This is a genomic window from Streptomyces sp. NPDC058008, from assembly GCF_042886395.1.
In the GTDB taxonomy this organism is placed as follows: domain Bacteria; phylum Actinomycetota; class Actinomycetes; order Streptomycetales; family Streptomycetaceae; genus Streptomyces.
The window spans coordinates 239150-254318 of record NZ_JBHVQX010000002.1; the positions used below are offsets into that span (position 1 = coordinate 239150).

Below are 15169 nucleotides of genomic sequence, written 5' to 3' on the forward strand. Positions count from 1 at the left end.
ACAGGAAAATGCTCAGTAAGCGCAATACCACTGTACCCCGGATTCGCGCATGCGTGTTGGGCGAATTCATCGGAACGGTGTGATGTCTCCAACCGGCCGGGCCCTTCCGCCCCCGGCCTGTCCGGCTATTCTGCGCTCCATGGAGACGTCTGACAACGCCACTGAAGCATCCGACGAAGCGCCCGCACCCACCGGAATCGCCGCCCAGGACTGGGCCACCGCCTCCGCCGACCCGCAGTACCGCGCCGCGGTCGTGGATCTGCTCGGAGCGCTCGCCTACGGGGAACTCGCGGCCTTCGAGCGGCTCGCCGAGGACGCGAAACTCGCGCCGACACTCGGCGACAAGGCCGCGCTGGCGAAGATGGCCTCCGCCGAATTCCATCACTTCGAGCAGCTCACCGACCGGCTCACCGCCATCGACGAGGCCCCGACCGACGCCATGGAGCCGTTCGCCAAGGCGCTGGACGACTTCCACCGCCAGACGGCCCCGTCGGACTGGCTGGAAGGTCTGGTCAAGGCGTACGTCGGTGACTCGATCGCGAGTGACTTCTACCGTGAGATCGCCGCACGCCTCGACACGGACACCCGTTCCCTCGTCCTCTCCGTGCTCGACGACACGGGCCACGGCAACTTCGCCGTCGAGAAGGTGCGGGCGGCCATCGAGGCGGAGCCCAGGGTCGGCGGCAGGCTCGCCCTGTGGGCCCGCAGGCTGATGGGGGAGGCGCTCTCGCAGGCCCAGCGCGTGGTCGCGGACCGCGACGCCCTGTCCACGATGCTCGTGGGCGGCGTGGCGGACGGCTTCGACCTGGCCGAGGTCGGCAGGATGTTCTCCCGGATCACCGAGGCGCACACCAAGCGGATGGCGGCCCTCGGCCTCGCCGCCTGACGCCCGGCCGCGGCCCTACTGGGCCGCCGCCGACCGCACCGGCCCGCTGCCGCGGGGGCGGATCAGCAGCGACAGGGTCACCGCCCCGACCAGCACGGCGCCCGTGGGCACCGCCAGGAAGTGGCCCGAGCCCAGCGTCGAGTGGGTCAGATACGCGCCGAACAGGCCGCCCAGCCCGCCCGTGACGAACACCACGCGGGAGGGCGGGAGCCTGCCGGGCAGGAAGCGGAGCGCGATCCAGGACAGGGCGAGTCCGAGCACGACGGCGGTGATGGATTCCCGGAGCACAGAGGGGTCACCTCGCTTGATGGCCTGGCGGTCGGTCCTGTGCGGTTCTACCCGTGGCCCGTGCCGTACAACCCTCCCGGGCTCCTGAGAACCCCTTCGTGGGACGGAACCGGAGCGGATCCGGAGGAGAAGAGGTGGAGGCCCGGCGGAACCGTCCGCCGGGCCTCCACTGTGCTGCCGTGTCGCGCGGGCTACAGCGCGCCGAACCCCACCCGCCGGGTGCTGGGCTCGCCGATCTCCACGTAGGCGATCCGGTCGGCCGGCACCAGGACCTTGCGGCCCTTGTCGTCCGTGAGGCTGAGCAGCTGCGCCTTGCCGTTGAGCGCCTCGCCGACCGCGCTCTCGACCTCTTCGGCGGAAAGTCCGCTCTCCAGAACGATCTCGCGGGGCGTGTGCTGCACCCCGATCTTGACCTCCACGGCTATGTCCCTCCGACGGTCCGTCTCTGCGCGGTGAACCGCGCCGTACGCAGCACACATTAGCCCGGTGAAGGGACGGACCACGGGTCGACCGGCAACGCCCGCAGCGAACACCGGCCGCGGCGCGCCGGGCTCAGTGCTGGTCGGTGCCGTGCAGCGGGAACCCCGCGATGCCACGCCAGGCGAGCGAGGTCAGCAGTTGCACGGCGGAGTCGCGCGGGATGCCGGAGGGGCTGGAGAGCCAGTACCGCGCCACGACCTGGGAGACGCCGCCGAGACCGACCGCGAGCAGCATCGACTCGTCCTTCGACAGGCCCGTGTCGCCGGCGATGACGTCGGAGATGGCCTCCGCGCACTGGAGCGAGACCCGGTCGACCCTCTCGCGGACCGCCGGCTCGTTGGTGAGGTCGGACTCGAAGACCAGGCGGAAGGCGCCGCCCTCGTCCTCCACATAGGCGAAGTAGGCGTCCATGGTCGCCTCGACGCGCAGCTTGTTGTCCGTGGTGGAGGCCAGCGCCGTACGGACGGCCTGGAGCAGCGACTCGCAGTGCTGGTCGAGCAGGGCGAGGTAGAGCTCCAGCTTGCCGGGGAAGTGCTGGTAGAGCACCGGCTTGCTGACGCCCGCACGCTCGGCGATGTCGTCCATCGCCGCGGCGTGGTAACCCTGGGCGACGAAGACCTCCTGGGCGGCGCCCAGGAGCTGGTTGCGTCGGGCACGGCGGGGCAGCCTGGTGCCACGCGGGCGCGCCGCGTCTGTCTGCTCGATGGCTGTCACGCCGCCTCCCAAATTCGTGTTCGAACACAGTCGTACCGTGCACGCTGCGCCGTGGGGCCATCGTACTTTTGAGTAACCCGGGTGCGCGCGGCGCGGACGCAGAATTTCACGGACCGGACCGCTGCGGAAGCCGCGGATCCGCGGGTCGGCGCCGCAAAGCGGTGCGTTCTACCGGTAATCGTCCTCATCCTGTGTGACCACACGTGCCTGTTCCGCGGCGTCCGCCTCGTCGGCGGAGCCGCGGTCGACGCCGGTGAGCGGTTCGTCACGCTCCGGCCGGACGTCCGCCCGCTGTTCCGCGGTGTCGGCTTCCGGGGCCTCGGGGTCCGGTGTGTCCGGCTGCGGGTCCTCGAAGGTCTCCGGGTCGCTCGGGTCGACCGTCATGGTGGCTCCCTTCCTTCCCTTGCAGCCTAGGAGCAACCCCCACGGGCCGCTATGCGGCCTGTGACGGCGAACACATGAACCATCACGTGATCGTCTCGTAACATTGCCGCATGTCTTCGACCGAGCTGCCCGGTATCCACGCCGCCGCCGCCGCGGTGGCACCCACGGTCAGCGCCGTCCGGGTCGCGGAGGGGGAGAAGCTCCGCTCCGTCGCGCTGCCCGGTCTCACCCTGGCCGTCCGCTCCCGCCCGGCGGAGGCGGCGGGATCGGCTCCCGCGCTTCTCGTGCACGGGCTGGGCGGCTCCTCGCAGAACTGGTCGGCCCTGATGCCGCTGCTGGCGGACACGCTCGACAGCGAGGCGGTCGATCTCCCCGGGTTCGGGGACTCGCCGCCGCCGGACGGCGGCAACTACTCCGTCTCCGGACACGCCCGCGCGGTGATCAGGCTGCTGGACGCGGGCGGGCGCGGGCCCGTCCACCTCTTCGGCAACTCCCTGGGCGGCGCGGTCGCCACCCGGGTCGCGGCCGCCCGGCCCGACCTGGTGCGCACCCTGACGCTCGTCTCCCCGGCCCTGCCCGAGATCCGGGTCCAGCGGCCCGCCGTGCCGACCGCCCTGCTCGCCCTCCCCGGAGTCGCATCCCTGTTCGCCCGGCTCACCCGTGAATGGACCGCGGAGCAGCGCACCCGCGGGGCCATGGCACTCTGTTACGGCGATCCGGCGCGAATCTCCGACGAAGCCTTCCGCCACGCGGTGGCCGAGATGGAGCGACGGCTGGAACTGCCGTACTTCTGGGACGCCATGACCCGCTCGGCACGGGGCATCGTCGATGCCTACACGCTGGGGGGACAGCACGGGCTGTGGCGTCAGGCCGAGCGGGTGCTCGCGCCGACCCTGCTGGTGTACGGCGGGAGGGACCAGCTGGTCTCGTACCGGATGGCACGCAGGGCGTCCGCGGCCTTCCGCGATTCGCGCCTGCTGACACTGCCCGACGCGGGGCACGTGGCGATGATGGAGTACCCGGAGGCGGTCGCCCAGGCGTTCCGGGAACTGTTCGACGAACGCGGCGGGAGCTGATCCGGGGCGTGGGACGACACAGCCGAAAGAGCCCCGGGCCCACCCGGGGTGACACGGGGGCAGCCGCGGGCGCCGCCGTCGAGCGCGGCACCGGCAGGCGTGGGCGGGACCCCGCCACACCGCCGCCGCGGGACGGTCACGGCCCGTCCGGTGACGCGCCCCAGGTGCGCGGCGGGCACCCCGAACAGCATGAGCCGGGCGGCGGCTGGGGGACGGGGCCGCAGCAGCGGCCCGGCCCGGCGGGACCCGCCGGGCAGGAGGTCTTCCGCGCCGGGCAGGCCGCCCTCGCGCGGCAGCGGGCCGCCGAGCGGGCGGCGGCCGGGCGGCGCCCGGCGGAGCCGGAGACCGGCGGCGACGCCCCGCTGATACCGGGACCGCGCCGGGAGTTCCTCGAGGCGTTCGACACCACGCCTTCACGCCCGGCCCCGCCGCTCCCGCCCGAGGAGACGGACCGGACCTCGGCCGAGGCCGACGGGCCCGCCGACGGCCGGACCGAGGGGGACGGCCGGCGGACCAGGGGCGGTAAGGGCCGCGCCTTCATCGGCATCGCGGCCGCCGCCGTGACCACGGTGCTCGCGGTCGTGGTGGCCGGTCAGGTGGCGCGGGACTCCGACGGCCCGGCGGACGGCCCGCGGCCCGCCGGAACCGACCGGCAGAACTCCGAGGACGCCTCCCGCTCGGTGGACCGTACGACTCCCCAGGTGAAGCAGCAGGAGGTCAAGACCCTCTCGTACGCGCAGAAGATGGCCACCGCCTTCCCGCTGGCGCCGGACCTCCGGGCGTCCGGGGCGTTCGAGGCGGTGCAGGGCCTGGCGAAGGCACCGGGCACGGGGCACAGGTACCGGTACCGGATCGACGTCGAGAAGGGGCTGGGGCTCGATTCCGGCCTGTTCGCCGAAGCGGTGCAGAAGACGCTGAACGACGACCGCAGCTGGGCGCACAACGGCGCCATGACCTTCGAACGGATCTCCTCCGGCGAGCCCGACTTCGTGATCACCCTCGCGAGTCCGGGCACGACGGCGGTCTGGTGCGCGAAGTCGGGGCTGGACACCACCGAGGACAACGTCTCCTGCGACTCCGCCGCCACCGACCGCGTGATGATCAACGCGTACCGCTGGGCCCAGGGTGCCGCGACCTTCGGGCCGGACAAGATGCTGACCTACCGTCAGATGCTGATCAACCACGAGGTCGGCCACCGGCTGGGGCACAACCACGTGAGCTGCCGCACCCCCGGCGCGCTCGCGCCCGTGATGCAGCAGCAGACCAAGACGCTGGACCTGGACGGCGTCAAGTGCCGCCCCAACCCCTGGGTGTACCCGGGTAGTTGAGCGCCCCGGGATCCTCCGGTGTCCGCATGGTGGGACGAGCGTCTCACCGTGCGTTGACATCGGGGGAGGGGGTCGTTCATATTTCTCCGCATGTCACGCAGCCCCGCATCCTCCGAGCGCGCCGCCCTTGAGCTGGCGCTCCTCGGCGTGGCCGGGCACTGCGTAGCCGACGTTCTCTGTCGCTGACGCCTGCTCGAGCGCGTCGGCCCCTGACGAGCCCCTCCGGGCTCCCGTCCCCTTTCCGCCGCGCCCGGGCGTACTCCGTCCGCAGGCGCGGCCCTCCGGTATCCGGTCCCCTCCCCGTCACGGGGCGGGGCCCGCTGCGCCCGCGCGGACCCGTTCCCCCTCCCCGCCGCAGCACACCGAGAGGTCATCTTCCGATGAGTCAGCCGTCCGTCATATCCCGCCGCGTGGCGACCACCGCCGCCGTCAGTCTCGCCCTGGTCGCCGGCCTCGCGGGCTGCGCGGGCCCGCAGAACAACGACGGCGGGGGAAGCGGGGACGGCTCCGGAGCCTCGGGCAAGCCGCAGAAGGGCGGCACCCTCACCGTCCTCAACCGCAACCCGCAGGAGGACTTCGACCCGGCGCGGCTCTACACCTCCGGCGGCGGCAACGTGCCCTCGCTGGTGTTCCGTACGCTCACCACCCGCAACCGCGAGAACGGCGCGGCGGGTGCCGAGGTCGTCCCCGACCTGGCCACCGACCTGGGCACGCCCAGCAAGAACGCCACCGTCTGGACGTACACGCTCAAGGACGGGCTGAAGTACGAGGACGGCACCGCGATCACCAGCGCGGACATCAAGTACGGCATCGAGCGGTCCTTCGCCCCCGAACTGTCCGGCGGGGCGCCCTACCTGCGCGACTGGCTGATCGGCGGGGCCGGCTACCAGGGCCCGTACAAGGACGGCAAGGGCCTCGACTCGATCGAGGTACCGGACGCGAGGACCATCGTCTTCCACCTGAACAAGCCCGAGGGCGAGTTCCCCTTCCTCGCCACCCAGACCCAGACGACCCCGGTGCCGAAGGCCAAGGACACCGGCACCAAGTACGAGGAGCACCCGGTCTCCTCCGGCCCGTACAAGGTCGTCTCCAACGAGAACGACGGCGAGCGGCTCGTCCTGGAGCGCAACCCGCACTGGTCGGCGGAGACCGACGAGGAGCGCAAGGCCTACCCGGACAGGATCGACGTACGCTCCGGCCTGGACTCCGCCGTCATCAACCAGCGGCTCTCGGCCTCGCAGGGGGCCGACGCCGCGGCCGTCACCACCGACACCAACCTCGGCCCGGCCGAACTCGCCAAGGTCTCCGGCGACAAGAAGCTCGCCGCACGCGTCGGCACCGGTCACTTCGGCTACACGAACTACATCGCCTTCAACCCGAAGGTGAAGCCCTTCGACGACCCGAAGGTGCGCCAGGCGATCGCGTACGCGGTCGACCGCTCCTCGGTGGTCAACGCGGCCGGCGGCTCCTCGCTCGCCGAACCCGCCACCACCTACCTGCCGAACCAGAAGTCCTTCGGGTACACGCCGTACGACCACTTCCCCGCGGGTGAGACCGGCAACGCGGCGAAGGCCAGGGAACTGCTGAAGGAGGCCGGTCACCCCAAGGGCCTGACCGTCACCCTCACGCACTCCAACGACAAGGACTTCGAGACCAGCCCGGAGATCGCCACGGCGCTCCAGGCCGCGCTCAAGAAGGCGGGCATCACCGTCGAGCTCAAGGGCCTGGAGAGCAACGACTACTCCGACACCATCCACAGCGCCTCCAAGGAGCCGGGCTTCTTCCTCGCGCACTGGGGAGCCGACTGGCCCTCCGGCGGCCCGTTCCTCGCACCGATCTTCGACGGCCGGCAGATCGTGAAGGACGGCGCCAACTTCAACACCGGCTTCCTGAACGACGCGTCGGTCAACCAGGAGATCGACGAGATCAACAAGCTCACCGACCTCGACGCCGCGGCCACGCGCTGGGGCGCCCTCGACAAGAAGATCGGCGAGCAGGCGCTGACCGTGCCGCTCTTCCACCCCGTCTACAAGCGGCTCTTCGGGCAGGACGTCAAGAACGTGGTCATCAGCGACTGGACCGGCGTTCTCGACATCTCCCAGGCCGCGGTCAAGTAACCATGTCGGAAGCGCTCCTGGCCCAGGAGACGGGAGCGGCGCCCCTCGCCGCTCCCGTCTCGGGGGCCCGGCAGTTCTGGCGGCGGCTGCGCGCCCAGCGCGCGGCCACCGTCGCGGCGGCCGTGGTCCTCCTGCTCTTCCTGGCCGCGCTCGCCGCGCCGCTGCTCAGCGCGCTGGCGGGCCAGGACCCCAACACCTACCACCCCGCCCTCGTCGACTCGGCGGCCGGCGGCGTCCCCCTCGGCCCCTTCGGCGGTATCGGCGCGGACCACTGGTTCGGCGTGGAACCGCAGACCGGCCGCGACCTGTTCGCCCGCGTCGTGTACGGCGCGCGGGTCTCGCTGGGCGTGGCCGTCGCGGCCACCCTCCTCCAGGTCACCATCGGAGTCGCGGTGGGACTCGCCGCGGCCCTCGGCAACCGCTGGGTCGACCAGGCCCTCAGCCGGATCACCGACATCAACGTCGCCCTGCCGCTCATGGTCATCGCCCTGGGGCTGCTCGCGGTCGTTCCCCCGTCGTTCCCCCGCCCCGTCCTGATCGCTCTCGTCATCGGCGGCATCAACTGGGCGGGCACGTCGAAGATCGTGCGCGCCCAGGCACTCACCCTGAAGTCCCTCGACTTCGTGTCCGCCGCCCGCCTCAGCGGCCGCGGACGGTGGAGCATCGCCCGGCGCGAACTGCTCCCCTCGCTCGCCGCACCCGTCATCACCTACGCCGCGCTGCTCTTCCCCGTCAACGTCACCGTCGAGGCGGCCCTGTCCTTCCTCGGCGTCGGGATCAAGCCGCCCACACCGTCCTGGGGACAGATGCTCACCGAGGCCGACACCTGGTACCAGTCGGCCCCCACCTACCTCCTGCTGCCGGCCGGGCTGCTCTTCGTCACCGTGCTCGCCCTGACCGTCCTCGGGGAGGGCGTCCGTACGGCACTCGATCCCAGGGCGGCCTCCCGGCTGCGGATCGGCACCGGGCGCACGGCACGCGGGGAACGTGCGAAGGAGGCCGCCTCATGACCGGATTCCTGCTGCGGCGGCTCGGCGGAGCCGTCTTCGTGCTCCTCGCCCTGACCGTCATCCTCTACGCGGTCTTCTACGTGGCCCCCGGCGACGTCGCCCAGATCGCCTGCGGGCCCCGCTGCTCACCCGCACAGGTCGCCCAGGTGACCGAGCAGCTCCGGCTCGACGACCCGGTGTACACGCAGTACTGGCACTTCCTCCAGGGCATCGTCGCGGGACGGGACTTCTCCACCGGCACGGGCGTGGACCACTGCCCCGCCCCCTGCCTCGGCGTCTCCTACCAGAGCGACCAGCAGGTCATGCGGCTGATCCTCACCAAGCTGCCGGTGACCGGCTCCCTCGTCGTCGGGGCGTTCGTCTGCTGGATCGTGCTCGGCGTCGGCACCGGCGTGCTGTCCGTGCGCCGGCGGGGCAGGATCACCGAGCGGGTCCTGACCTGGCTGACCCTGGCCGGCACGGCGACACCGGTCTTCGTCATCGGGCTGCTGCTCATCATCGTCTTCTGCTCCACGCTGCGGTGGCTGCCGTCGCCGGTCTACGTGCCGTTCACGGAGGACCCCGAGCAGTGGGCCTGGGGGCTGCTGCTGCCCTGGGTGTCCCTGGCGCTCATCGAGTCCGCCAAGTACGCCCGCCTGACCAGGAGCTCCATGCTGGAGACGCTCGCCGAGGACCACGTACGCACCTTCCGCGCGTACGGCGTCAGCGAGCGGGCCATCGTCGGACGGCACGCGCTGCGCGGCGCCGTCGCGCCCGTGATCGCGCTCAGCGCGCTCGACTTCGGCAGCATGTTCGGCGGCGCGGTCCTGACCGAATCCCTCTTCGGGATCCCCGGGCTCGGGCGTGAGCTGGTGCACGCGGTCAAGGTCGTCGACCTGCCCGTGGTCGTCGGCATGGTGCTGGTGACCGGCTTCTTCGTGGTGCTCGCCAATGCCGTCGCGGACCTGCTGTACGCGCTGGCCGACCGACGGGTGGTCCTGTCATGACAACGCCGCTGGTCCAGGTCGAGGACCTCACCGTCGACTTCGGCCCCGTCCGCGCCGTGGACGGGCTCTCCTTCACCCTGGAGGCGGGCGCCGCACTCGGGGTCGTCGGGGAGTCCGGCTCGGGCAAGAGCGCGTCCGCCTCCGCACTGCTCGGGCTGCACCGGGGCACCGGCGCACGGGTCACCGGGACCGTCCGGGTGGCCGGTACGGACGTGGGCGCGGCGGACGAGGACCAACTGCGCGCGTTGCGGGGCGCGCGGGCCGCGATGGTCTTCCAGGACCCGCTGTCCTCCCTCGACCCCTACTACACGGTCGGCGACCAGATCGCCGAGGTGTACCGGGTGCACAACTCCGTCTCCCGGCGGGCCGCGCGGGCCCGTGCCGTCGAGGTCCTGGACCGGGTCGGCATCCCGGACGCGGTCCGCCGCGCCCGGTCCCGGCCGCACGAGTTCTCGGGCGGGATGCGCCAGCGGGCCCTCATCGCGATGGCCCTGGCCTGCGAACCGCGGCTGATCGTCGCGGACGAGCCGACCACCGCCCTCGACGTCACCGTGCAGGCGCAGATCCTGGACCTGCTGCACGGCCTGCGCCGCGAGACGGGCATGGGCCTGCTGCTCGTCACCCATGACGTGGGCGTCGCCGCGGAGAGCGTGGACGACATCCTGGTGATGCGGCACGGCCGTGCGGTGGAACGCGGCCCGGTCGCCGAGGTGCTGGCCGCACCCCGGCAGCCGTACACCCGCGAGCTCCTGGCCGCGGTGCCCCGGATCGAAGGGAAGCGGACCGCCGCCCCGGGCCCGCGGACCGTGCCCCCCGGAGCCGGGCCGCTTCTCGAAGCCGACGGTCTGCGGCGCGAGTTCGGCCGGGGCGCGGGGCGGGTCACGGCCGTGGACGGCGTCTCGCTCACCGTCCACGCCGGCGAGACCCTCGGGATCGTGGGGGAGAGCGGCAGCGGCAAGACGACGCTCGGGCGCATGCTCGTACGGCTGGAGGATCCGACCGCGGGCCGGCTGCGGTACGCGGGCCGGGAGATCGGCTCGCTGCCGGAGAGGGACATCCGCCCCTTCCGCCGCGAGCTCCAGATGGTCTTCCAGGACCCCGTCGCCTCGCTCAACCCGCGCCGCTCCGTCGGTGAGTCCGTGGCCGACCCGCTCCGTGCCGCCGGGGAGACCGACGAGTCCCGCGTCAGGGACCGCGTGCGCGAACTGCTGGAGAGGGTCGGCCTCGACGCCGCACGGTACGACCGCTATCCGCACGAGTTCAGCGGCGGGCAGCGGCAGCGGATCGGTATCGCGCGGGTGCTCGCCGCCGAGCCGAAGCTGATCGTGTGCGACGAGCCCGTCTCCGCGCTCGACGTCACCACCCAGGCCCAGGTGACCGCCCTGCTCGCGGAACTCCAGGCCGAACTCGGCATCGGGCTCGTCTTCATCGCCCATGACCTCGCCGTCGTCCGGCAGGTCAGCGACCGGGTGGCGGTGATGCGGCGGGGCCGGATCGTCGAACAGGGTGCCGTGGACGAGGTCTACGGATCACCGCAGGACCCGTACACGAAACAGCTCCTGGCGGCGGTCCCCACGCTCGACCCCGCGCGCGCCGCCGCGCGCCGTGCGAGCCGGTCGGAGCTGGCCCGGGCCTGACTCTGCGTCATCGAACGCCGCATTGTCGCAACAGAACGCGACTGCGGCGGGAAAGTTACGCCGGTTCACCCCTTTCGGTGGTGGGGGGGGGGCGCCGCCGGGGCCCCCCCCCCGGGGGGCGCGACCGGGGGGCCCCCGGGTGGCGCCCCCCCCCCCCCGCGCCGCCCCCCCCCCCCCCGCCCCTCTCCCCGGGGTGGGGCCGGGTTCAGCAGCTCAGGTTCGAGCCGGGTGTGGTGCCCAGGATCTGGACGAAGGCCTGGTACTTGTCGATGCGGCTCTGCACCTGGGCGGGGTTGCCGCCGTTGCACTCGATGCTGCCGTTGATGGACCGGATGGTCTCGCCGAATCCGGCGCCGTTGACGATGGCGTTGTGAGGCGTCATGGTGCCGGGGCCGGACTGGGTGTTCCAGTACCAGAGGCCGGTCTTCCAGGCCACGGCCGCGTTCTGCTCCACCTGCCACGGGTTGCCGAGCAGGTCGATGCCGAGCGCGTCACCCGCGGCCTTGTAGTTGAAGTTCCAGCTCAGCTGGATCGGACCGCGCCCGTAGTAGGCGGCCTGTCCGGCCGGGCAGCCGTACGACTGGCTGGTGTCGCAGTAGTGCGGGTAGTTCGCGGTGTTCTGCTCCACGATGTGCACCAGGCCGCCGGTCTCATGGCTGACGTTGGCGAGGAACGCCGCCGCCTCCTGCTTCTTGACCGTGTCACTGCCGGTGTTCGCGAAGCCGGGGTAGGCGCTCAGCGCGGCGGTCAGACCGCTGTAGGTGTAGAACGAGTTCCGGCTCGGGAACATCTGGTTGAACTGGGACTCGCTCACGACGAAGCCCGAGGGGGACGGATCCGTGCCACCGCCGCCCGACCCGCAGGCCCCCTGGTCGGCCCAGACGTCGGCCGTGCCGGGCCGCTCGTTCTGGGTCCACCACTTCGCGGACCAGTTGTGCCCGTTGTACGAGGCCGATCCGCCGCCCACGTAGACGGAGGAGGCGTTCCAGGCCGGGGCGCAGGTGGCGGCCGATGCCGTGGACGCGGGGAGGAAGACGAACATCGCGATGACCGCGCCCAGCGCGGCGATCAGGCTCATGACACGTTTGGCCACGTGATCACTCCTTGGTCGCGGCGCCCGCGCCGAGCGTGCGCCGCCATGGGGGGTGGGCCAACTCAAGCGTCGATGGTCTGGACCTGTCAAGGTCTAGACCAGAACTCGGCCGCTTCCGTCCATCCGCCGGCCTCGGGCCCGCCGGGCGCGGAACGCCGCTCCCCCGCTCACCCCCGGAACGCCCGACGGCCGGGCCTCCCCGAAGGGGAAGACCCGGCCGTCGTCACGCCGTTGCGGGCGGTGCCGCTCCTAGAGGAAGGAGTTGATCTCGATCGTCTCGGTACGGCCGGGGCCGACACCGATCGCGGAGATCGGGGCGCCGGACATCTCCTCCAGCGCCTTCACGTACGCCTGCGCGTTCTTCGGCAGGTCGCCGAAGGTCTTGGCCTTCGTGATGTCCTCGGACCAGCCCGGCAGCGTCTCGTAGATCGGCTTCGCGTGGTGGAAGTCGGTCTGGCTGTAGGGGAGTTCCTCGACGCGCTTGCCGTCGATCTCGTACGCCACGCACACCGGGATCCGCTCCCAGCCGGTCAGCACGTCCAGCTTGGTGAGGAAGAAGTCGGTGAGGCCGTTGACCCGGGTCGCATACCGCGCGATCGGGGCGTCGAACCAGCCGCAGCGGCGGTCGCGGCCGGTGGTGACACCGCGCTCCCCGCCGATCCGGCGCAGCGCCTCGCCGTCCTCGTCGAGAAGTTCCGTCGGGAAGGGGCCGGCACCGACGCGGGTGGTGTAGGCCTTGAGGATGCCGATGACCCGGCTGATCTTCGTCGGGCCCACGCCGGATCCGGTGCAGGCGCCGCCCGCGGTCGGGTTCGACGAGGTGACGAAGGGGTACGTGCCGTGGTCGACGTCCAGCAGGGTGCCCTGGCCGCCCTCGAAGAGGACGACCTTGCCGTCGTCGATGGCGTTGTTCAGGATCAGCGTGGTGTCGGCGACGTACGGCTTGATCTGCTCCGCGTACTGGAGCATCTCCTCGACGATCTTGCCGGACTCGATCGCGCGCCGGTTGAAGACCTTGGCGAGGAGCTGGTTCTTCTGCTCCAGCGCCGCCTCGACCTTCTGCTCCAGGATCGACTCGTCGTAGAGGTCCTGGACGCGGATGCCCACCCGGTTGATCTTGTCGGCGTACGTCGGGCCGATGCCGCGCCCGGTCGTCCCGATCTTCCGCTTGCCGAGGAAGCGTTCCGTCACCTTGTCGACGGTGACGTTGTACGGAGTGATCAAATGAGCGTTGCCGCTGATCAGGAGCTTGGACGTGTCGACGCCCCGCTCGTTCAGACCGCTCAGCTCGGAGAGCAGCACCGCCGGGTCGACGACGACACCGTTACCGATGACCGGGGTACACCCCGGCGACAGGATTCCGGAGGGGAGGAGATGCAGTGCGTACTTCTGGTCGCCTACGACGACCGTGTGACCGGCGTTGTTGCCGCCCTGGTATCGCACCACATAGTCAACGGATCCACCGAGGAGGTCGGTGGCCTTCCCCTTGCCCTCGTCACCCCACTGAGCACCGAGCAGCACAAGTGCGGGCACAGGCGTACACCCCTTCCGGGCGGGGCATGTCCAAGGTCAGGGGGCGTACGTAAAGGTCGTACCTGCCGCACGACGATGTACGGCAAAGCCTGAGCCGTCGAACCGGGTGCCCCGGAATAGACGAAGCCCCTGGCGCAATAGCGCAAGGGGCTCTTGCACCAAGATGCTACCCGAGGAAGGACCGAGGTGTCGGCTGCAGAGCCCCCCGGCGACGGCGACCACCAGCTACTCGTACTCATCGACCCCCTTGCCCGCCGCTACGACGGCGAGTCCGTGCGCATCGCGAAGGACGTGCTGAGCGCCGGCGCGCAGGCCAAGATCTGCCTCGCGGACAGCCCCGACGAGTTCGCCAAGGCCCTCTCCAGGCGCGGCTCCAGACGTCCGGTGGTCGTCGGCGACGACCACGCGCTGCTGCGCGCCGTCTCCCAGCTCCACCGGGAGCGGGAGCTGTCCGGCGGCGCACTCGCCCTGATCCCGGTCGGCGCCGCGCACACGCTGGAACTCGCTCACGCGCTGGGCGTGCCCCGGGGTGCGGTCGCGGCGGCGCGCACGGCGCTGGACGGGGCCGCGCGGCGGCTCGACCTCCTCGTCGACGACAGCGACGGAGTCGTCCTCGGCGAGCTGCGCATCCCGGCGGCCAGCCCTACGGCCGGCCCTCCCCACACGGTCTGGGACACCTGCCGCACCTTCGTGTCCTCGCTGGTCAGGCCCGCTCCTCCGGCGCCCTCCGGGCCCTCGCGTGCGCACCGGCTGCGGGTCGAGGCGGACGGGGTGCTGCTGAACGGCCTGGACCGCCCGGTCGAGACCGTCTCGGTCACCGCGCAGGGCGACGGCGGCCTGGCGGACGTGGTGATCCGGACGGCCGCCGGCCGGACGCACACGACGGAGGCCAAGGCGGTCACGGTCTCCGGCCCCGACTTCCGCTACCGCGCGGACATATCGGTGGCGGGTCCCGTCAGGACCCGCACCTGGACCGTCCGGGAGGGTGCCTGGGGGCTGGTGCTCCCCGCGGCGGGGGACTGAGCCCGCGCCTCCGCGGGACCGGCCCCGGTCCTCACCCCGCCGTCCCGCGGCTCTCGTGCCACCGGTCCAGGATGCCGATCAGTTCGGCCTGCATGAACGCGAAGAACTCCGCCGTCTCCACGAGCCGCGCCCCCGCCGGTGTGTCCTCGCCCAGCGAGCGCGCCCCCTCCCTCAGGGTGCGCTCCCAGCGGGTCAGCACCTGGTCGCGGTGGGCGAAGGCGGCGTGCCAGATCCCGTCGTGCAGGCGGTAGCGGTCACGGCGTGAACCGGGGTCCCGTTCCCGGCCGACCATCCTGGCCCGGGTGAGGTGGTTGACCGCCCCCGACACGGCGGCCGGGCTGATCCGGAGCCGGCCTCCGAGGTCCGCCGAGGTCATGGAACCGTCGTCGTCGGCGAGGAGCGAGGCGAAGACGCGTGCGGCCATCCGCTGCATCCCGGCCTCCGTCATCTCGGCCGCGAAGCGCTCGACGAAGCGTGACACCGCCTCCTCGTCCCGCCCGCGCGGTGCCGCGCTCCCGGGCTCGTCGGCCATGGTCTCCGCCGCCTTCTCCGCTCCGTTCACGCCCCGACTTTATCCACTTCCGCACTTTCACCATTTCGTGAATCCCGCGCGT

General features: G+C 71.8%; 16 protein-coding genes. 9 read left to right on the top strand and 7 right to left on the bottom strand.

What is annotated here, in order from left to right:
• Positions 1–139 precede the first annotated feature (139 nt).
• Entirely contained in the window at positions 140–886 is a 747-nt protein-coding gene (locus tag ACFVS9_RS02815; RefSeq protein ID WP_383115946.1) for a ferritin-like fold-containing protein, read from the top strand.
• A 15-nt stretch (positions 887–901) separates the two neighbouring features.
• Here the strand turns inward: ACFVS9_RS02815 and ACFVS9_RS02820 are convergent, their stop codons facing one another.
• The 4 genes from ACFVS9_RS02820 to ACFVS9_RS02835 form a co-directional block, all read right to left on the bottom strand.
• Positions 902–1174, bottom strand: coding sequence for a hypothetical protein (locus ACFVS9_RS02820; RefSeq protein WP_389929650.1), 273 nt, complete (start codon positions 1172–1174; stop codon positions 902–904).
• Positions 1175–1365: 191 nt separating this feature from the next.
• A complete protein-coding gene (locus ACFVS9_RS02825; RefSeq protein ID WP_167526138.1) occupies positions 1366–1593 on the bottom strand; it encodes a DUF3107 domain-containing protein in 228 nt (75 codons plus the stop codon).
• Positions 1594–1726: 133 nt separating this feature from the next.
• Positions 1727–2368, bottom strand: a complete 642-nt coding sequence (locus ACFVS9_RS02830) for a TetR/AcrR family transcriptional regulator (protein ID WP_383115948.1) — start codon at positions 2366–2368, stop codon at positions 1727–1729.
• A 168-nt stretch (positions 2369–2536) separates the two neighbouring features.
• Positions 2537–2752 (bottom strand): hypothetical protein, encoded by a 216-nt coding sequence (locus ACFVS9_RS02835; protein ID WP_383115949.1) that lies wholly within the window; start codon positions 2750–2752, stop codon positions 2537–2539.
• Between the two features lie 110 nt (positions 2753–2862).
• Between ACFVS9_RS02835 and ACFVS9_RS02840 the strand changes: the two genes are divergently transcribed.
• The 7 genes from ACFVS9_RS02840 (at position 2863) to ACFVS9_RS02870 (ending at position 10906) form a co-directional block, all read left to right on the top strand.
• Entirely contained in the window at positions 2863–3828 is a 966-nt protein-coding gene (locus ACFVS9_RS02840; protein WP_389929653.1) for an alpha/beta fold hydrolase, read from the top strand.
• 8 nt (positions 3829–3836) lie between these two features.
• Positions 3837–5156 carry a DUF3152 domain-containing protein gene (locus ACFVS9_RS02845; RefSeq protein ID WP_389929655.1) on the top strand — a complete coding sequence of 440 codons (1320 nt, stop codon included), beginning with the start codon at positions 3837–3839 and terminating at the stop codon, positions 5154–5156.
• Between the two features lie 90 nt (positions 5157–5246).
• Positions 5247–5342 carry an Ms4533A family Cys-rich leader peptide gene (locus tag ACFVS9_RS02850; RefSeq protein ID WP_324605360.1) on the top strand — a complete coding sequence of 32 codons (96 nt, stop codon included), beginning with the start codon at positions 5247–5249 and terminating at the stop codon, positions 5340–5342.
• Between the two features lie 194 nt (positions 5343–5536).
• On the top strand, positions 5537–7273 hold the full coding sequence (locus tag ACFVS9_RS02855; protein WP_389929657.1) for an ABC transporter substrate-binding protein: 1737 nt from the start codon (positions 5537–5539) through the stop codon (positions 7271–7273).
• 2 nt (positions 7274–7275) lie between these two features.
• Positions 7276–8283 (top strand): ABC transporter permease, encoded by a 1008-nt coding sequence (locus ACFVS9_RS02860; RefSeq protein WP_389929659.1) that lies wholly within the window; start codon positions 7276–7278, stop codon positions 8281–8283.
• Entirely contained in the window at positions 8280–9269 is a 990-nt protein-coding gene (locus ACFVS9_RS02865; RefSeq protein ID WP_389929661.1) for an ABC transporter permease, read from the top strand. Before ACFVS9_RS02860 ends, ACFVS9_RS02865 begins: the two co-directional genes overlap by 4 nt.
• On the top strand, positions 9266–10906 hold the full coding sequence (locus ACFVS9_RS02870; RefSeq protein ID WP_389929663.1) for a dipeptide ABC transporter ATP-binding protein: 1641 nt from the start codon (positions 9266–9268) through the stop codon (positions 10904–10906). Before ACFVS9_RS02865 ends, ACFVS9_RS02870 begins: the two co-directional genes overlap by 4 nt.
• A 205-nt stretch (positions 10907–11111) precedes the next feature.
• On the opposite strand, the gene ACFVS9_RS02875 is transcribed toward ACFVS9_RS02870, so the two are convergent.
• Both ACFVS9_RS02875 and ACFVS9_RS02880 read right to left on the bottom strand, forming a co-directional pair.
• Positions 11112–11999, bottom strand: coding sequence for a glycoside hydrolase family 19 protein (locus ACFVS9_RS02875; protein ID WP_389929665.1), 888 nt, complete (start codon positions 11997–11999; stop codon positions 11112–11114).
• 249 nt (positions 12000–12248) lie between these two features.
• Entirely contained in the window at positions 12249–13532 is a 1284-nt protein-coding gene (locus ACFVS9_RS02880) for an adenylosuccinate synthase (protein ID WP_383116974.1), read from the bottom strand.
• A 186-nt stretch (positions 13533–13718) separates the two neighbouring features.
• On the opposite strand from ACFVS9_RS02880, the gene ACFVS9_RS02885 reads away from it, so the two are divergent.
• Positions 13719–14555: a diacylglycerol kinase gene (locus ACFVS9_RS02885; protein WP_389929667.1), complete on the top strand. Its 837-nt coding sequence runs from the start codon at positions 13719–13721 to the stop codon at positions 14553–14555.
• A 31-nt stretch (positions 14556–14586) separates the two neighbouring features.
• Here the strand turns inward: ACFVS9_RS02885 and ACFVS9_RS02890 are convergent, their stop codons facing one another.
• Positions 14587–15087: a GbsR/MarR family transcriptional regulator gene (locus ACFVS9_RS02890; protein ID WP_389929798.1), complete on the bottom strand. Its 501-nt coding sequence runs from the start codon at positions 15085–15087 to the stop codon at positions 14587–14589.
• Positions 15088–15169 lie beyond the last annotated feature (82 nt).